This window comes from Microcoleus sp. (assembly GCF_041354475.1).
Taxonomy (GTDB): domain Bacteria; phylum Cyanobacteriota; class Cyanobacteriia; order Cyanobacteriales; family Microcoleaceae; genus Microcoleus.
The window spans coordinates 1-18,516 of the sequence record NZ_JBGJZU010000011.1; the positions used below are offsets into that span (position 1 = coordinate 1).

13 protein-coding genes are annotated in these 18,516 nt (G+C 43.4%); 4 read left to right on the top strand and 9 right to left on the bottom strand.

The genetic code is table 11. From position 1 onward, the window contains the following. Window positions 1-166: 166 nt before the first annotated feature. Window positions 167-1,360, bottom strand: a complete 1,194-nt coding sequence (locus tag ACBR23_RS06355; RefSeq protein WP_341736840.1) for a transposase — start codon at window positions 1,358-1,360, stop codon at window positions 167-169. Between the two features lie 166 nt (window positions 1,361-1,526). Here ACBR23_RS06355 and ACBR23_RS06360 point away from each other — a divergent pair, with 166 nt between their 5' ends. Both ACBR23_RS06360 and ACBR23_RS06365 read left to right on the top strand, forming a co-directional pair. Continuing rightward, window positions 1,527-3,278 (top strand): pentapeptide repeat-containing protein, encoded by a 1,752-nt coding sequence (locus tag ACBR23_RS06360; RefSeq protein WP_371119165.1) that lies wholly within the window; start codon window positions 1,527-1,529, stop codon window positions 3,276-3,278. Between the two features lie 72 nt (window positions 3,279-3,350). Then, the gene (locus tag ACBR23_RS06365) at window positions 3,351-4,091 is read left to right on the top strand and encodes a hypothetical protein (protein ID WP_371114993.1); all 741 of its coding nucleotides are present in this window, start codon (window positions 3,351-3,353) and stop codon (window positions 4,089-4,091) included. A 19-nt stretch (window positions 4,092-4,110) separates the two neighbouring features. On the opposite strand, the gene ACBR23_RS06370 is transcribed toward ACBR23_RS06365, so the two are convergent. From ACBR23_RS06370 to ACBR23_RS06390, 5 genes are all read right to left on the bottom strand, one after another. Beyond that, window positions 4,111-6,201 carry a HEAT repeat domain-containing protein gene (locus tag ACBR23_RS06370; RefSeq protein WP_371119166.1) on the bottom strand — a complete coding sequence of 697 codons (2,091 nt, stop codon included), beginning with the start codon at window positions 6,199-6,201 and terminating at the stop codon, window positions 4,111-4,113. A 409-nt stretch (window positions 6,202-6,610) separates the two neighbouring features. After that, window positions 6,611-6,970, bottom strand: coding sequence for a nitrite reductase small subunit NirD (nirD, locus tag ACBR23_RS06375; RefSeq protein WP_371119167.1), 360 nt, complete (start codon window positions 6,968-6,970; stop codon window positions 6,611-6,613). 429 nt (window positions 6,971-7,399) lie between these two features. After that, window positions 7,400-9,964, bottom strand: coding sequence for a nitrite reductase large subunit NirB (gene nirB / locus ACBR23_RS06380; RefSeq protein ID WP_371119168.1), 2,565 nt, complete (start codon window positions 9,962-9,964; stop codon window positions 7,400-7,402). 228 nt (window positions 9,965-10,192) lie between these two features. Beyond that, window positions 10,193-10,981, bottom strand: a complete 789-nt coding sequence (locus ACBR23_RS06385) for an ABC transporter permease (RefSeq protein WP_371119169.1) — start codon at window positions 10,979-10,981, stop codon at window positions 10,193-10,195. A gap of 114 nt (window positions 10,982-11,095) precedes the next feature. Further along, entirely contained in the window at window positions 11,096-12,076 is a 981-nt protein-coding gene (locus ACBR23_RS06390; RefSeq protein WP_371119170.1) for an ATP-binding cassette domain-containing protein, read from the bottom strand. Between the two features lie 166 nt (window positions 12,077-12,242). Here ACBR23_RS06390 and ACBR23_RS06395 point away from each other — a divergent pair, with 166 nt between their 5' ends. Beyond that, window positions 12,243-13,052 (top strand): calcium-binding protein, encoded by an 810-nt coding sequence (locus ACBR23_RS06395; RefSeq protein WP_371119171.1) that lies wholly within the window; start codon window positions 12,243-12,245, stop codon window positions 13,050-13,052. Between the two features lie 86 nt (window positions 13,053-13,138). On the opposite strand, the gene ACBR23_RS06400 is transcribed toward ACBR23_RS06395, so the two are convergent. From ACBR23_RS06400 to ACBR23_RS06410, 3 genes are all read right to left on the bottom strand, one after another. Then, window positions 13,139-14,146, bottom strand: coding sequence for an NAD(P)-dependent alcohol dehydrogenase (locus tag ACBR23_RS06400; protein WP_341736849.1), 1,008 nt, complete (start codon window positions 14,144-14,146; stop codon window positions 13,139-13,141). A 101-nt stretch (window positions 14,147-14,247) separates the two neighbouring features. Continuing rightward, window positions 14,248-15,048 (bottom strand): SDR family NAD(P)-dependent oxidoreductase, encoded by an 801-nt coding sequence (locus tag ACBR23_RS06405; RefSeq protein ID WP_371114999.1) that lies wholly within the window; start codon window positions 15,046-15,048, stop codon window positions 14,248-14,250. An 18-nt stretch (window positions 15,049-15,066) separates the two neighbouring features. Continuing rightward, window positions 15,067-15,468, bottom strand: a complete 402-nt coding sequence (locus tag ACBR23_RS06410) for a hypothetical protein (protein ID WP_341736851.1) — start codon at window positions 15,466-15,468, stop codon at window positions 15,067-15,069. 480 nt (window positions 15,469-15,948) lie between these two features. Here ACBR23_RS06410 and ACBR23_RS06415 point away from each other — a divergent pair, with 480 nt between their 5' ends. After that, complete coding sequence (locus tag ACBR23_RS06415) at window positions 15,949-18,468, top strand: ATP-binding protein (RefSeq protein ID WP_371119172.1); 2,520 nt, start codon at window positions 15,949-15,951, stop codon at window positions 18,466-18,468. Window positions 18,469-18,516: the final 48 nt, after the last annotated feature.

The following is an 18,516-nucleotide window of genomic DNA, read 5'->3' on the forward strand; positions in this document are numbered from 1 at the left end:
CGAGTGTCTTTACTGATAATCCAAGCTTTTTTGGGAATCGCGCAGGGTTTGAACAAAATGGTACATCGTAGATTTGTCTATAAGTGTACCACCTTGTCTATTTAATAGCTAGCTAGGTACTAGCTCTTTGACACTCCGGGCGCGTGAACGCGCGGGGATTCTTGGCTCAACCAGTCAACTTGCCCGTTGATGTCACCACCAACGAGTAGAGGTCGATCTGTCCCCAAGCGTTAATTCCGGCGTGCCCCGCCGTATTTAAATTAATTCCTGCCTGTTTCAATCCTTTAGCCAAAACATTCAAAGCTGCATTGTGGTCGCGGTCTAATACCGCACCGCAACTGCAAACATGAGTTCTAACGGACAGGGATTTGAGAACGCGATTCCCACAATTTGAACAATCTTGGGAAGTGTATTGAGGCGCTACAGCAACCACTGTTTTACCGTACACTTTGCCAAAATATTGCAACCATTGAGCAAACTGTGACCATGCTGCTGAGCTAATTGATTTAGCAAGCTTGTGGTTCTTCACCATGTTTCTTACTTGAAGGTCTTCATGGGCTACGAAATCGCTAGATTTCACTACGCACAACGCCGTTTTGATGGCGAAGTCTTTACGCTGCCTGCTGACCTTCAAGTGTTTTCTACCTAACTTATTGATGGCTTTCTTGCGATTGCCAGAACCTTTCTTTTTCCGAGAAACTCGTTTCTGCAACCGTTTTAAAGCTCTTTCACTTTGACGAAGATGCCGGGGATTTGGGACTTTTTCCCCATCGCTATCGGTCAAGAAATGGTTTAACCCTACATCTATGCCAATGGCTTTACCCGTAGGAACTAATTCCTCTGTTCGTTCTACGTTGATACAGAACTGAGCATAGTAACCGTCGGCACGATGAATTACTCTGACTCGCTTGATTTCGTTGGGCGCATAGAAATGCAAATCACGAGAGCCAATTAACTTAAACTTCCCAGCAGCAAAACCATCCGTGAAAGTCAGAGATCTTTTGTCGGTGGAAAGCGCCCAGCCTGATGTCTTGTATTCTACGGAACGGGTATGCGTTTTGAATTGCGGATATCCCTTTTTCCCTGGCTTTTTAGCTTTACAATTAGCGAAGAAACGTTGAATAGCAAAAATGGCACGTTCGGCAGAAGCCTGACGCGCCATTGAGTTAAGTTTGCCCGCCCATTCAAACTCTTTCGCCATGATGGCGCATTGTTTGTACAGGTCTGATAATTTAACTCCCTGATTGTCGATCCAGTATCTGAGAGCCTTGTTTCGGACAAACTGAGCTGTGCGAATCATTTCGTCAATGACCCGGTATTGCTGTGGCTTGCCTTTTAATTTGAACTCTAGTACAATCATGGGAGGATTTTATCATGCTTACGAGCAATTGTGGCTATAAACTTACGGATTGCAAGAAATCTTTACACTTAAATTAAAGCCGTCCTCTAAGGACGGGGCTTTAAACCCAGCTTTTTGGTAAAGCTGGTAATACAACGCCTTCATTGCTAGCCCACAAATCTGCCGAATGCAAATACATGAATTTTTACAGCGCTATCAACAGGGAGAGCGGAACTTTGCTCACATTGACCTCAGTGGTGCTAGTTTAAGCGGTGTCAACCTGAAAGAAATAGACCTGACTGGTGCTAATTTGACTGGTGCTAATTTAAGCTGGTCAAATTTGAGTAATGCTAAGTTAATTGGGGCTTGTTTACGGCGCGCGGATCTCCGCAGTGCGGTAATCACAGGGGCGAATCTGAGTAAGTCTAATTTGAGCGGCGCAAATTTTGCGAAAGCGGATTTGCGTTTGTGTTGTCTCGAAGGTGCAGACATGAATTGGGTGGTGCTACAAGAGGCGGATTTGGGCGGGGCGGATTTGAGCTATGTGAAATCAGACCAAATTAATTTGGAAAGGGCTAAACTCGACGGGGCTAAGTTAATTGGGGCGGAATTGATGGAGGCAAATCTCAACCGCGCTAGTCTTGTTGGTGCTAATTTAACTGGTGCTAATTTGCGGGAAGCTCACTTGGTTGAAGCGAATTTGCGAGCGGCAATCTTAAGGGGTGTAAATTTGATTGAAGCCGATCTCAATGGTGCTCAACTGCGATCGGCTAATCTAAGTGAAGCTGACTTGCACCGGGCTATCCTGGCTGGGGCTGATTTAACGGAAGCGGTGCTGGATAATGCTGATTTGAGTAGAGCTAATTTTTCCGGTGCTTATCTGTTGAAGGCTAGTTTTAAAAAGGCACATTTGCTGCGAACTAACTTGCAACAAGTGTATTTGCTGCGGGCTGATTTGAGTGAAGCTAATTTGCGTAATGCTGATTTGCGGAAGGCTGATTTGAGTGGTGCTTATTTGATGGATGCGATGTTGGCGGAGGCGGATTTAAGAGATGCTTTTTTGATCGAGTGCCGTTTGATTCGGACGAATCTGGAGGGGGCGCAGCTTACTGGTTGTTGTATTCAAAATTGGCAAGTTCAAGATGTTGATTTGTCTAAGGTTGACTGCCGATATGTTTTTAATCAGTTTGATTATGCTGCGAAAGTTCCGGGTAATCGTTTTCCGGTGGATCGGGATTTTGAGTTGGGAGAATTTGGGAAGCACCATCAAGATGAAAGTTCAATTTTTGAGGTTTATTTTGCTGAATCTCCTAATTGGAATGCTTTGATTTTTACGTTGATACGGCTGGAGTTGGAGAGTTACGAACTGAAGTTGAATGTTCATTTTTTTGAGTCGGCACAGGAGCAGCATTTATTGCGGTTGAGTGCGAATCGTTTGGTGAATGGCAAGATTTTGAGCGATCGCATTTTGGAGCTTTATCCAGATATGTTGAAAAAGGTTTTAGCTCAGGGTACTGCAATTTTGGGTTTGCTAGACTTGGCCGTTGCCCAAACCAATGGGGATGAGCAGTCTACGTCATCACCGCCACCGCCACCACCGCCACCGCCACCACCGCCACCACCGCCACAGGATGTGTTGCAGAGAAGACAAGAAATCTATCAAAAAATGGTGCGCCAAATTTCTTTTATTTTGATGTCTCAGACACCGGATAAATTCACAGATAGCGTACAGCGACTGTTGGATTATTTGAAGCAGCAAGGTATCCCGACTGAACAGATTCAGAAAAAAGTGATTTGTCAGGCGATAGTTCAGCGTGCGAAGCAAGATGCTGGTTTTCGGGGACAGTTGCTGCACTGGGAAAAAACTGCATCGGATCGAGTTCGTTGTTCGATGATGGGGGAAGCGGTACGGTTGGCGATCGCACTGTTATGGGAATGAATAAACATCTTGAAAAATCGTTTATTTTTTTACTATAATTTTCAAATATATTAAATCTTAAATAAATAGTAAATGTTCTACTATTACGGCAGAAAAAAGCAAATAGCCAAACATTACCCTGGTCCTAACTTTGATGCAATTATAGAACCGTTTGCAGGTTCAGCAGCTTATTCACTCTATGGAAATTATTGGCAGAAGGAAGTTATCCTGATTGAGAGAGATGAGGAAGTTTCTAAAATTTGGCAGTGGTTGATCGATGAGGCGACACCATCAAAAATTAGTAACTTACCTGATTTAGCAGTTGGTGAAAAGAGTTCCGAGTTACTTCACATTATTCATGCTGCTACGAAAATGGCTTTTCATTACAAGACTATTAAAGTAACTCCTGTTTTAGCTAGAAATTGGGAAATCAGTAAACGATATATGGCGGAAAATCTCTTCAAAGTTAAGCATTGGAAAATTATTAGCGGGGATTATACACTAGCTCCTGACGTAGAAGCAACTTGGTTTATTGACCCGCCCTATAAAGAAAATGCTGGTAAAGGTTATAGATATGGTAGCAAACTTATTGATTACAATAAATTGGCAGTGTGGGCAAAGAATAGGAAGGGAGAAGTTATATTTTGCGAAGGGGATTGCGGAGATTATTTGCCATTCAAGCCTTTACTAGATCTCAAGGGTGTTGCAGGTAAAACTAGCAAGGAATTTATTTATTACAAATCTCATAAAGCAAGCCAACAACTTGAGCTTTTTGAGCTTTTTAAGTTGGGGACTACTCATGCTAAATCCGGGTTACTCACGCCCCGGATTTGAGATAAAAGATTGTTTCCGTCTACCATTCTTCACTTTTGAGCCGGAGACTGGCCAAGGCCCGGACTTGCTCGTCGGTGTCGGAAATTGCAAGCGATCGCAACAAAGGCAAAACACCGGAATTTTCGGGATAATGTTCGAGAATGGCTTCCAAAGCTGTAAACCTGGGATTGTATGGAAAAGAACCTTTTTGACCGTAGGGATCGCTCAGGGCCCGATCGCGCAAAAACTCAAACATTCCCGGCGAGTCTTTCCATCCCCGCATCAACTCTACCAGGGCGATCGCCCGCACCTGAGAATCTTCATCATGTTGAGCTCTCATCTGGAGCCACTGAAAAATCTGCGATTCATCTGTCCCACCGCGCGCTAACTTTTGCAAAGCCATTTGTCTGACAGCCGGACTCTCATCGCCCTCTGCTTTAGCCTCCAACAGCATCCAAGTTTCAGGATTGTCCGGCCAGTGGCGAGCCAACTCTTGCACCGCAGCTTGGCGAACCACCGCATCCCCAGAATCAAGCTGAAGTTTCAGCCAAGGTAAGGTTTCCGAGTCCTCTGGCCATCCGCCCACGATCGCACACACCAGCACACTCAGCAGGTGAGAATCTTGCTCCGAGTCCACTAGGCTTTTCAAAAAAGGTAGGGTGTCGCCTAAATAAGACCAGCGAGAAGCTATTTGTTTCACAGCAGTTTCTCGGACGTTGAGATGTCTGTCCGACTGGGCGAGATTTTGCAACCAGACAAACACTTCCAGACTCGCAGAGGGTAGTGCAGCCACGGCTTCCACCACTACCTCCCGCACAGTCCAGTAATCTTCGGAATCAGCTATTTGTTGCAGCAGGGGCAGGGTTTCGGGGCTATCTGGCCAACCTGCGGCTATCTGTTGTAGGGCTATTTCTCGCAGTTCGGAATCACGATCGCCCCTAGCTAGATTTTGCAAAAAAGGTAGAGTTGCGGGGTTGTCGCGCCAGCCAGAGGCCACTGCTTGCACTGCCGCGAGTCGGACTGCCGAACTTTCGTCGGACTCCGCCAGAGTTCTCAGCAGCGGATAAATCTCTGGTTCATCCCGCCAGCGCGCCGCCAATTCTGCGATCGCCGCTATCCGCACTTCTTTGCTGCTATCCTCACAAGCTAGGGTTTTTAGCAGCAGACAAACATCGGGCGCTGTGGGCCAACCGGATGCCAACTCCTGCACTGCTACTGTTCGTAGAGTAGAACTTCCTGTGTGGGCGAGGTTTTTGAGTAGGGAAAAAGTGCCTAAAACCGATCGCCAAGCAGAGGCTATGGCTCGCCAAGCTGCGACTTGGACTCCCAAATTTTCGTCGGTGTCAGCGATGCTTCTGAGTAATAGTAAGGTGTCGGTTCGATCGTGCCATTTCTCGGCCAAAATATACAGTGCACAGGTGCGGACAGCGGGGCTGCGATCGGACAGAACCAGCGTAGTCAGCAGCGGTCTGATATCGTTGGAGTCTGGCCAAGCAAGGGCGATTTCTGTGACTGCGGTCGATCGCACGGCCCAACTGCGATCGGATGTGGCTAACTTTTTGAGCATCAGGTAAATTTCTGGATTGTCTGACCAACCGCGGGCTAGGGCTTTTACGGCGGTAGCTCGGATTTCGCCACTGTCGTTGGAGTGAGCGAGTATTTTGAGCCAGGGCAAAGTTTGGGGGTCATTTTTCCAAGTTGTGGCGATCGCTGCGATCGCTTGGGAACGAATTTGATATGTTTCTTGCAATTCTTGGCCTGTTTGATAAAGAATCAGGAAACCCATGCCATATTGCGATAATTTTTTTAAAGCCTTTAACAGTTTAATTTCTGTTTTTTTATTTACTTTTCCCGGAATTCTTGAAAGACATTTTGCTGCCAAAAATAAATTGACAAACTTTTGCTCCTGACCGTTTTTATCTGTTAAATATTCTAGGATTTCGCTGGCGGTTTCTGGGTCGAGGCTGGCTGCTATTTTCACCAAAATCTCATGCCAAGATTCCTGTCGCCAGTGACGATCGAAAACTTGGGATTTTAGTTCCGATAAACTCAGTTTAGCTGTGTTTAATTGTAGATTAATTAACTCAGTCGATGTCTGGAATTTTTGATCTGCCATCTTGGTTTGTAACATACCGATGCTTTCCCCCCTGAAACTTGTTTGTCTTTAAAATCAGAAATCTACTCCCCGTTACCTGATTAAAATCTCTAGTTTTTTTGAGGTTTTAAGAAGTTAAAGTAAAATTTATACTTTCTAGCTTCGGCATTCCCATAGAGAAAATTAACCAGTATTTCCAAGCTATCCCAATTCTATAAACTATTGCTACAGTTAATTATGTCGGCTTTGTGGCCTCAAGTCAACATCCTGTCGCTTCTGTTGCATTGTTTTTGGAAATGGTATTAGTTAAGGGGTTTTACTGAGCAAATTACCTGTATTTTATAGTAAAACCTCTGGTTCGGCATCGTTTTAATGCAAAATCCGCCACCATTCAGAAAAGTCTGAGCTGGTGGCGGATTTGGCTCAAATAATCACAGGGGAAAATCTAGGCAATAGCTACTTGTACGCGATCGCCTACAACTTTAACCACAAAAGTGGGAATTTTTACCGTTTCATCGTCCAAACATTGTCCAGTAGTCAGGCTAAAGTTGTGCTTGTAAATGGGAGAAGCCACTTTCAGAATGCCGTGGCGATCGCCCACAAGTCCCCGCGACAACACAAAAGCCTTGCTAAACGGATCGTAATTGCTGAGGGCATAAAGTTCATTGCCATTTCCTACTCGAAAAATCGCCACTTGTTTGTCGGCTACTAAAGCACAAACTCCTGTATTCGGGGCGATCGCCTCCAGGGAACAGACATCTACCCAAGTTGTGACTGTATCGGAAACTGATAATGATTGAATCATGTTTTTTTCCTGTTAATTTACTTCTATAGCAGTCCTAAATGAGTCGCAAGTTTTTTACCCCACCCCAACCCTCCCCTTATTAAGGGGAGGGAGTAAGAAATTCACAAATGATTTAGGATTGCTATATAGCAGTCCTAAATGAGTCGTAAAGTTTTTTACCCCACCCCAACCCTCCCCTTATTAAGGGGAGGGAGTAAGAAATTCACAAATGATTTAGGATTGCTATATCTAGTGGGAGGGTAGCCACGGGGGAACTACCCCTACAACAGCCTGATTTTCCTGAGAATGAAACAGCCCTGCCTGATTAAGTGGGGTTATAGCAAGGGTGTTTCAATCTCTTCTAGGAGAAGCCCCCCGTGACTGCCCAAATTCCTGAAACACCTGTAGGGGCAATCCCCCCCGTCGTTGCCAAGAGTGGCTGGGGAGGGTTTATTCCGAAACTCCAACCAAAGCCTTTTCATGTTCATAAGGTGGCCGTGTTTGTCCCCTTTCCGCAACACGAACAATACTCGGATCTGGCAAATCAGAATTTACAAAATGTTGGAATCGTTGCACCTTGTGAGGGTCTTCTATGGTAGTTTTCCACTCACATTGATAAGTATTCACCAAATGCTCCATCTGCGCTTCTAACTCAGCACAAATACCCAGAGAATCCTGAATAATTACCTGTTTCAAGTATTCAATCCCGCCCTCAAGTTTATTAAACCATGTAGCGGTGCGTTCCAGGCGATCGGCAGTGCGGATATAGAGAATCAAAAAGCGATCGACATACTTAATCAAAGTTTCCTTATCAATATCCGCCGCCAACAAAACCGCGTGCTGTGGCTTCATACCACCATTGCCGCACACGTACAAATTCCAACCATTCTCAGTCGCAATTATCCCAAAATCCTTACTTTGAGCTTCCGCACATTCGCGAGTGCAACCAGAGACAGCAGACTTGAATTTGTGAGGAGCACGTAAACCACGATATCGCAATTCAACCTCGATCGCCAAACTCGTCGAATCCTGCACCCCAAAGCGACACCAGGTACTGCCAACACAAGATTTTACAGTACGCAAAGCCTTGCCATAAGCGTGTCCCGATTCAAATCCCGCATCAATCAACCTGCGCCAAATATGTGGCAACTGATCCACACGAGCCCCAAACAAATCGATCCGTTGCGCCCCAGTAATCTTAGTATAAAGTCCAAATTCCTTGGCAACTTCCCCCAAAACAATCAACTTATCGGGAGTAATTTCTCCACCCGGAACCCGTGGCACCACGGAATAAGTACCATCGCGTTGAATATTTGCCAAAAAGTAATCATTTGTATCTTGCAAACCAACATGAGACTTCTCTAAAATATGCTCATTCCAAGTAGAAGCCAGCATGGAAGCAACCGCAGGTTTGCAAATTTCACAGCCCTTGCCTTTGCCATGTTTGGCGATCGCCTCTTCAAAAGTTTTAATCCCCTGAGAGCGCACTAAATGGTACAATTCTTGGCGAGAATATTCAAAATGCTCGCAGAGGTTGTTTTTGACAGCAACCCCAGCTTTCTTCATCTCAGACTTGAAGATATCTGTCACCAGAGGCACGCAACCACCGCAGCCCGTACCAGCTTGGGTGCATTTCTTGACGCTGGCAACATCAGTTAAATTGCGATCGCGAATAGCATCACAAATCTGCCCTTTGCTGACATTATTGCAAGAACAAATTTGAGCAGAATCCGGCAAACTATCCACTCCCAAACCAGCAGGGACTCCGCCTGCTCGTGGCGGCATCAACAAATCTTCAGGATGGGGAGGCAGAGCAATTTCATTTTGCATAAATTGCAACAAAGTGCCGTAAGCAGAAGCATCTCCCACGAGAATTCCACCTAAAATTCTGCTCCCATCTTGATTCAAAACTAATTTTTTGTAAACACCTTGGAAAGTGTCAGCCACAACAATTTCTTTAGCATCTGGAGACTTAGCAAAAGCATCTCCAAAACTAGCAACATCCACCCCCAAAAGTTTGAGTTTTGTGGACATATCCGCACCAGTAAAAGTGCTTGTGGCACCGGCATCTGCGCCGTCATCTACTAAACTGCTTAAAATATTCGCTGCTACTCCAGCCATTGTATAACCGGGAGCAACTAAGCCGTAAATCCGATTGTCATAAAGCGCGCATTCCCCGATCGCATAAATATCAGCATCCGAAGTTTGGCACTTATCATTAATCACAATACCACCCCGTTCACCCACTTCAATGCCACAACCTCTGGCAATTTCATCGCGGGGGCGAATCCCGGCAGAAAACACAATCATATCTGTTGCCAATTCCGAACCATCAGCAAACAGCATTGTGGTAACTTTGCCATCTTCACTGACAATTTCAGTAGTAGACTTACTGACATGAACCGAAACTCCCAACTCTTCTATTTTGTTGCGAAGAATTGCACCACCAGCATCATCAACCTGTACAGGCATCAGTCGCGGTGCAAACTCAACTACATGAGTTTTCAAACCCATATTTTGCAGAGCATTGGCACATTCTAAGCCCAATAAACCGCCACCGATTACTACGCCAACCTGGCAATTTTTAGCGTAATCTGACATCGCCTCCAAGTCATCAATTGTCCGATAAACAAAAGTACCCTGAGCCTCTTTGCCTTTAATAGGCGGTACAAATGGATAGGAACCTGTGGCGAGAACAATTTTCTCGTAGGGAACTTCTAAACCATTTGCTGAAGAGACTGTTTTTTGTTCCCGATTAATCGCAACTGCTTTGTCGCCGATGTGAATTTGAATGCCATTTTCTTGATAAAATCCTGGTGCAACTAGAGATAAATCTCCCGCTGTTTTTCCAGAGAAAAAACCGCTGAGATTGACGCGATCGTAGGCGACGCGAGGTTCTTCGCAGAAAGTAATTAAATTCCAGTATTTCCCAGCATCTGAGTTGACCATTAACTCTAGGAATTTGTGGCCTACCATGCCATTGCCGATTACAACGAGGTTTTTTTTGGCTGTCATTAGAATCTATTTAATCCCTTATATCAGTCGTTGTTTTATTGATATAAGAAATTTCAGCGTAAATTTGTATTTAGAGATACAAGATATTAATCTTTATGCAATTATTGAAGAACCTATATTGATTTTTTGCATAATCTCAGCTCTGTATATCTTGGAAGTATCTTCGACATGAATACGCATATTTTTTTCAGTGACTAAGCTTACTTTTTGCCAAATTTTAATTATTATTTAAGCTCCCATTCCCGAATATTGTTTCAAACCCTGTCGCCATAGCCACCGATTCCATACAAAAAACACTGCACCCCAAGCAAACATTACCAACAAACCGCGCCCTATATCAACAGGTAATCCAATTAAAATTGCAGCAGGAAAATTAATTAAATAAGGAAAAGGTGTCCACAAAACTACTTCGCGTACTGGTGCGGGAAACACTTCTAGGGGCGCAACCAGTCCAGAGAGAAATAGATAAATTAAAAACCAGAATTGTTCGATCGCACTGGCCCGTTCTAACCAAAAAGCAAACAGTGCAAAGGTATACTGAATCAGGAATCGCAGGCAAAAAGCCAATGCAATTACTAGCACAAACAGCAAAAATCTGCCAGCACTCGGCAACCAAAAAGACTGCGGGTAAAGCGCAAAAAATATCAGGGTTAATCCGAATACAAAGGGTAGCCTCGCAAACCTTTCCGAAACGTGAGAGGCAAAGTGATGCCATACTGGATCGAGAGGCTGCAACAACTTATTAGATAAAGTTCCTTGTACTACTTGTTTTTCAAAATCCCAAATTACCCATACAACATTTGTTTGTCTGACGATAAAAGCTGCTAAAAAGTAACGGGCAAAGTCGATCGACTTGAGTCCAAATTCTCCAGTTTGTGCCGCCTGCATCCACACACCCATCAAGATAAACGGCAAAACTCCCGACAGCGCCCACAAAAGCAATTCTGCTCGGTATTCTAGCATATAAGCATAGTAGGCACTTAGCAAAGTTTTAGCAATTCTGATAGATTTTTTCATGTCAATTGTAGATTTAATTTGTCCATCTTAGCAACGGGCTAGAAGCCCGTTCCACAAAAACTATGGTGGAACAGAAATCTTGCCTGTTATTGAGCATAATCTTATGCAAAAATATTACACTTTTCCCGTGCGAAAAACTCTGCCAATTACCTCTTCAATGGGCGGATCGGTAACAGTCAAATCCACCACTTCCAACTCCGCCAACATCTTTGCTACCCCCACCATCAATTCCTCCCTTTTTACCAAAAATCGCACCGATTGTCCTTCCATAGATTCTACCTCCCCGTAAGCAGCAGCACGATCTTGAGATAGCGGATTGGCTAATTCTACCTGAACTTGTCGATAAGGTGCAAATCTATCTAGCAATCCATCCAAATTACCATCATAAATTAATTGCCCTTCATGGATTAACAAAACTCGCTTGCACAAAGCAGTAATGTCTGCCATGTAGTGACTCGTCAACAGCACCGTTGCTTGATAGCGTTCGTTATATTCTCCCAGGAATTTTCTCACACTAAACTGTGCGTTTATATCTAAACCTAATGTCGGTTCATCTAAAAATAATACATCCGGTTGGTGCAACAATGCTGCCATCAATTCCGCTTTCATTCGTTCACCCAAAGAAAGCTTTCGCACTGCCTGATTTAACTTGCCTTCTAGGGATAACATCTCCGTCAGTTCCCCCACTCGCAGTCGATAATCTTTCTCAGGGATTCCGTAGACAGCGGCATTGATTCTCAGAGAGTCTAGCACTGGCAAATCCCAGATTAGCTGCTGTTTTTGCCCCATGACTAAGGTGATTTTTTGCAAAAAATCGGCTTGGCGGCGAAATGGAATGCGATCGCACACTTTCACAGTACCAGTAGACGGATAAATTAAACCAGTCAGCATTTTCAGCGTCGTAGTTTTGCCAGCGCCATTAGCCCCCAGAAAGCCCACAACTTCCCCCGGTTCAATACTGAAAGAAACTCCCTCAACGGCTTTCACATTGCGGTAAGTGCGCTTAAAAAAGTGTTGGAGAGTTCCTTTTAGTCCCGGTTCTTTAATGGCGATGGGATAAATTTTGCTCAAGTCTTCAACTAAGATAATTGGCATTAGCTTAAGGTTTAACTTTTATTTCAATCTAGTATATTCTCGGCTGGCAGGTGCGAAGATGCAATAGTTAAAAATTGTGTCAGATTCTTCCAGAATCAATCCTTACGGACTGTAGAATCAGAATATTGCAACATATTCAATATTACATCTCAATCAGTTTACAACTATGGCACTTAAACCAGATAATTCCGGCATTCCTCGTTTGGTAGGAGACAATTCTCCCGAAAATATTACACTTACACCGGGACAAGTTGCTAATTTTCCTGGGGGAGTTTGGCTGCTGGGCGGGAATGATACTGTTACAGGTTCATCGGATGCCGAACGAATTTTTGGCAACGATGACAAAGACAGTCTCTTAGGTGGTGCGGGTAATGATTCTATTTATGGTGGTAAGGGTGATGACGATATTTTAGGAGAAATTGGCAATGATTTCCTCACCGGGGACAGAAATAGTGATTTCCTGGATGGTGGCGTGGGAAATGATTTGTTGCGTGGGGGTCAAGGTATTGATTTGTTAGTTGGTGGTGATGGCAATGATACTTTAATTGGTGACAGAGATGTTGATGTTTACAAAGGTGGTGCAGGCAGCGATGTTTTTGTGTTGAGAGTCGATCAAGCCGGACAAAAAATCATTGGATTTGAAGTTCCTGATGCCGTAATTGTGGATTTTGATAAATTTAATGATTCCCTGGGAATTAGCACGGCATTTACCACCAGTAATATCTCTTTTGAACAGGTAAATTATAGCCTAAATGACCCCAGACTGTTGCTGATCGATCCCGCCACTGTAGCAGGTGGCACTAGCTTGTTAGCCAAGGGTGGTATCTCCCAGCGAGACCTCGATCCCGATGGTAATGGCCGTGTGGAAGCTACTAATATTAGGTTCGGTTTTACCAATGCTTTGTTAGGGACTGTGTTGAATGTAACACCAGCAGATTTAACTGGTCGTTTTATTAATGCTAGTTCTGTGCTTTGAATTATAGCTTAAACAATCTTCCTGGGGGTAGGGGCTGGGCATTGCCCAGCCCTACAGGTTTCTTAAAATCGTGCAAGATATGAGTTTTAACTAACAGTTAAAACTGCTCGGTAACGTACTTTATTTTCGCGCACTTTCTGCATAGCTTCATTGGCTTGGGTCATGGCAAAAACTTCAACAATCGGCTCAATCCCAAATTTCTCTGAAAGTGACAGCATATCATTAATCATAGCGCGACCGCCTGTTGGGGAAGCCACAATTCGGCGACGCTTCATCAGCAGTGGAAATAACGGAATAGTCAGCGGTGCGTCGGGAACTCCCACAAAAGCCAGCGTACCATCAGAATCGAGAAGATCGATGTAAGGAACCCAATCTAAAGCAACAGGAACTGTGCTCAATAAGATATTTAATTTATTGCTGGGGGATGGAGGAATTTCGCCTTTTCCTACTACAATAGCTTCGTCTGCCCCCATCTGTTCGGCAAATTCTGCTTTGTCTGTAGAAGTAGTAAAAACGGTGACGCGATTGCCTAATTTTTTCGCAAATTGGACGGCCATGTGTCCCAAACCACCGATACCGAGAATGCCGATTTCTTGACCGGAACTCATGCCCGCATTCCGCAAACCTGCATAAACAGTAATTCCGCCACACAGCAGCGGCCCTGCTGCTTTGGAATCGATGCCTTTGGGAATTGGAAAAGCAAACCGGGAATCTATCATTAAATGGTCAGCAAAACCCCCTGGACCTGTGACAATTAATCCTTGGTTATTATCGCAGAGGTTTTCGTTGCCTCGCAAGCAGTCCTGACACTGCAAACATGAGGATCTTTGCCAGCCGACACCAACGCGATCGCCTACTTTTAAATGAGTCACTTGCGCCCCTATTTCCGCCACTTCTCCGATGACTTCGTGACCGGGAACTAGGGGATATTTTGATTGACCCCAATCGTTGTCAATCATGTGTATATCGGAGTGACAAATGCCACAATTTAACACTTTTATCAGGCATTCCTGTTCTTTTGGTGATGCGACATCGAAGCTATATTCTTCAAGTATTCCACCAGATTTTTTGACGGCTAATGCTTGAATTTTCATGGTGATATTTCCTGGTGTTTTAGTCAGTATATAACAGTTGTCAATGATTTATCAATCAGAGAAACTAGATTGTTAAAATAAGTGGCATTTCTCTACCACTATCATTTCTCCTTTGCCATTGCCCACTGCATTAAACCGGGGAATAGGCGATAGGCTTCGGCGGCTATAAATGCAGGGCCGACGGTGACTTCAGCACGCTTATTTTTCACCGCGTCCCAAATCGCCTTGGCAATATCTTCCGGCTGATTTGCCCAGTTAGATTTCAGCATTTCGCTCATTTCCTGACGACGCAGTTCGGCTGCTGGTTCGTGGCGATCGCGAAACTGAGCTCTTTCTAAAAAATCACTGTTAATTAAGCCCGGATGTACGGCACAAACTTGAATTCCTTGAGGTGCTAATTCCAATCGCAAGGTGTCGGTTAAACCTGTCAACGCATATTTGCTGGCACAATAGGCAGTCATTAGAGGCAAAGGCATTTTGCCACCAATAGAACCGACATTAACGATTGTACCAGTTTTTCGGGATAAGAAATGTGGCAAAAGTTCTTGGATTGTGTTAACACATCCCCAAAAATTAGTATTCATTAATTTCTGCCAATCTTCGGTGGTAGTTTGCTCCATCGGTCCGGTTAAACAGATGCCTGCATTGTTGACTAACACATCGATGTTACCATAAAAAGAGAGGGCTTTTTCAACGAGCGATCGCACTTGTTGAACATCGCCCACATCTGCGGGAATAGCTAACACCGAATTGCCTTGACGTTCCACCATCGCCGCGGCGGCTGCTAATCTTTCCGGCTGACGAGCTGTCATCACAACATCGTAGCCTGAACTGGCAAATAAAAGTGCAGTTGCTTTGCCACTTCCTTGAGAAGCGCCTGTAATCAAAACTGTAGGAGCCATAGAGTTTTCAGTTGTGAGTTACTGTAAATTTTGTCGTCGATCAAATCTTAAGCCCATTGATTTATTTTTGAGGAAATTTTCCCTAACAACTGAGACCAAAACTCCCATTAATTTGATGATACTTCCAGGATGAGCGATCGCCCAGATGTTGATTGTCAGACAAGTGATTGCCATTAATAGTAAGATGTACGTGGGAGGCATTACTACCCCAATGGCGAACCAACTAAAAACATGAAATATCATTGTCATAGCGAAGATACTAGCAACAAGTACAGAGGCTCCCACTTGAATTCGAGGTCGCTTTAGTCCTGTCCAAATCAGTGTCTGCAAAGTCATCAGCAAGTTGGCTGGGACTAAAAATGCACAGATAGCTACGCAGTAGGTATGAGAAAATTCGGTAACTGTATTAAAGTCGAGCATTAATCTAATTAGGGAACCTGTTGAATATACTGAAATAGCTTAACTTGATTTTACTTCCCTATCTTAGCACCCTCACCATAACTTAATATTTGAGCGCGCAGGTCACTCCCCAGACATATTTCTCTCCAGTTCATACTGCTGGTAAACTGTCAACAGATGAATTATTGAAAAAAATTAATATCCGTTGAGTAATGGAAACAATTACTGTAATAATTAAAACAGAATATTTATAATTGTAGGAGACATCGACCATCTCAAATGTCGCAAAGACTGACGCTGCTCAAGGAACAGGACTTTAAGCTAATATTCTACCCATTGATGCGGGAGTCAAGGATGAGCGGTAGAGCGATAGTCTGCGGTAGTGACAAGCTCAAGTGTCCCTAGTTAGTCCATCGGGAGGAGCGCGCTCAGAATCGGATTTGAGATTAAAGCAGAAATCCCTACAACCCTCTTTACATTGTACAACGGAAAACACAGAAAATGAATAGACAAAGCACAATCTTACCACTCGAAGAAGTTGACTTGACCAACTGCGACAGAGAACCAATTCATATATCGGGACAGATTCAGCCCCACGGGGTACTGATGGCTGTAAGCGAACCAGAACTAGAAATACTGCAAATCAGTGAAAATACGCAAGAGTTACTGGGAATTGCTGCTAAAAGTGCGATCGGTCAAAATTTGAGTTTATTCTTAGAACAAGCTCAGCTAGAGCAGCTAAAAGCCTGTTTGCTGAATGAAAACTTAAAAACCATCAATCCTATTAAAATATCAGTAAAAAAAGCAGAAACAATTTTAGAATTTGACTGCATCCTCCACAGGTGGGAAGGAGTATTAATCATTGAGCTAGAATTAGCCCAATCCCTAGAAAATCTCTCAGTATTTAGCTTTTATCATTCAGTTAGATCGACTGTAAGCCAGATTCAAAACGCCAAGAACTTAAATAAGTTATGTCAACTTACTGTATCAGAAGTTAGAAAGATTACAGGATTTGACAGAGTAATGATATATAAATTTGATAGTGAATATAACGGCGCAATTATTGCCGAACATAAAGCAGAAACCCTGAGTCCTTTTTTAGGATTAAACTACCCAAGTTCAGATATACCCAAACAAGCCAGAAAACTTTATTTGTTAAATTGGCTGAGATTAATTCCAGATATTAACTACAAACCAGTCCCCATTGTCTCACCAAATAATCCTGTTACTAACCAGCCCCTAGACCTCAGTTTCAGCGTTTTGAGAAGTGTTTCTCCCATTCACATAGAATACCTGCAAAATATGGGCGTTGCAGCTACTATGTCAATATCATTAATCAAAAATCAGAAGCTGTGGGGTTTGATTGCTTGTCACCACTACACACCTAAATATATTAACTTTGAAGTGCGTGCAGCCTGTGAATTTATTGGACAAGTAATGTCTTTAGAACTGCAATCAAAAGAAGGTAACGAAGACTATGACTATCGGCTACACTTAAAATCTATTCAAACCAAAATGTTTGAAGACATCTCGACCTCAGAAAACTTGTCAGAAGTATTAATTAAGTGCCAGCATAATCTACTGGAATTAGTCAATGCGTCGGGATCTGCAATAGTATTTGGAGAAAATTGCTATCAAATTGGGGAAACACCTCCCCAATCATATTTACAAAAATTAATTAATTGGGTGCAATCTCAGCTAACCAAAGAAATATTTTATACAGATTTCCTGGCAGAATTTTATCCAGAATCTGAGAGCTTTAAAGACACAGCCAGCGGGTGTTTAGCTATCGCAATATCTCCGATTCAAAAAATATATGTATTGTGGTTTCGCCCCGAAGTAATTAGAACTGTAAATTGGGCTGGAAACCCGAATAAAATAGTTCAAATTGACGACGATGGCAGCGAAAGACTGTCTCCTAGGAAATCCTTCGAGCTGTGGAAAGAAAAGGTGAAGTGCAAATCATTAGCTTGGAAAGAGTGCGAAATAGAGGCTGCATTGGAATTGAAAAAAGCGATGATTAATATAGTGCTGCGTCAAGCTGAAAAACTCACGAAGTTAAATACCGCGCTGTCAGAATCAGTCGCTAGAGAACGGGAAAAAACTGCTCATTTAAAAACAGCGATGTCCGAGCTTCAGCGGGCGCAAACTCAACTGGTGCAAAGCGAAAGAATGTCAAGTTTAGGACAGTTGGTGGCGGCGGTAGCTTATGAAGTCAGTAACCCAATTAATTTCATCTATGGCAACATAGGCTATGCCAAGGAATATAGCCAAAAATTAATTAATTTAGTTCAGCTTTACGAGGAACAATATCCATCACCCTCACCAGAAATTCAAGCAGAAATAGAAGCCGCTGAATTAGAGTTTATCATTGAAGACTTGCCAAAATTGCTCGGTTCCATGAAAATAGGAGCTAATCGCATCCGCGAGATAGTTCAGTCTCTGCAAAACTTTTCTAGAATTGACGAATCTGAGATTAAATCAGTGGATATTCACGATGGACTCGACAGCGCTTTACTGATTTTGAGCAACCGACTCAAACCCAAGGCAGATAAACCAGGAATTAAACTGATTAAAGAGTACGGTTCATTGCCATTAATTGAGTGTTACCCTGTGCAGATAAATCAAGTATTTATGAATGTATTGGCTAATGCCATTGATGCGATAGAAGAGGCAATTGCAAAGGATAATTTGTCGTCTAAATTTGACCAGAATTCAGGGGGAGTCAAATCAGGAATAATTAGGCTCAAAACTGAATTTGATGCGGAACGCCAGATGGGAATTATTCGGATTGCTGACAATGGTGCGGGTATGGCACAAGCAGTGCAACCAGAAATTTTTGAGCCTTTTTTTACTACTAAACCTGTCGGTAAAGGGGCGGGAATTGGTTTGGCTATAGGCAAGGAAATTGTAGTAGAAAAACACGGCGGCCAACTGACTTGCATTTCCGCCCCCGGAGATGGAACGGAGTTTATTGTTGAGATTCCCTTGACTCAAGTTATGAATAAAATGCAGCGGTGAAGTGACAATATCTGCGTGCAGTTTAGATTAAAATTAAAGTAGACAAAT

Bases quoted from the DNA above. Each gene is read 5' to 3' on its own strand.
- ACBR23_RS06390 (WP_371119170.1), bottom strand. From the start codon at position 12,076: ATGCCAATTATCTTAGTTGAAGACTTGAGCAAAATTTATCCCATCGCC.
- ACBR23_RS06400 (WP_341736849.1), bottom strand. From the start codon at position 14,146: ATGAAAATTCAAGCATTAGCCGTCAAAAAATCTGGTGGAATACTTGAA.
- ACBR23_RS06355 (WP_341736840.1), bottom strand. From the start codon at position 1,360: ATGATTGTACTAGAGTTCAAATTAAAAGGCAAGCCACAGCAATACCGG.
- ACBR23_RS06385 (WP_371119169.1), bottom strand. From the start codon at position 10,981: ATGAAAAAATCTATCAGAATTGCTAAAACTTTGCTAAGTGCCTACTAT.
- ACBR23_RS06405 (WP_371114999.1), bottom strand. From the start codon at position 15,048: ATGGCTCCTACAGTTTTGATTACAGGCGCTTCTCAAGGAAGTGGCAAA.
- ACBR23_RS06360 (WP_371119165.1), top strand. From the start codon at position 1,527: ATGCAAATACATGAATTTTTACAGCGCTATCAACAGGGAGAGCGGAAC.
- ACBR23_RS06370 (WP_371119166.1), bottom strand. From the start codon at position 6,201: ATGTTACAAACCAAGATGGCAGATCAAAAATTCCAGACATCGACTGAG.
- nirB (WP_371119168.1), bottom strand. From the start codon at position 9,964: ATGACAGCCAAAAAAAACCTCGTTGTAATCGGCAATGGCATGGTAGGC.
- ACBR23_RS06415 (WP_371119172.1), top strand. From the start codon at position 15,949: ATGAATAGACAAAGCACAATCTTACCACTCGAAGAAGTTGACTTGACC.
- ACBR23_RS06410 (WP_341736851.1), bottom strand. From the start codon at position 15,468: ATGCTCGACTTTAATACAGTTACCGAATTTTCTCATACCTACTGCGTA.
- nirD (WP_371119167.1), bottom strand. From the start codon at position 6,970: ATGATTCAATCATTATCAGTTTCCGATACAGTCACAACTTGGGTAGAT.
- ACBR23_RS06365 (WP_371114993.1), top strand. From the start codon at position 3,351: ATGTTCTACTATTACGGCAGAAAAAAGCAAATAGCCAAACATTACCCT.
- ACBR23_RS06395 (WP_371119171.1), top strand. From the start codon at position 12,243: ATGGCACTTAAACCAGATAATTCCGGCATTCCTCGTTTGGTAGGAGAC.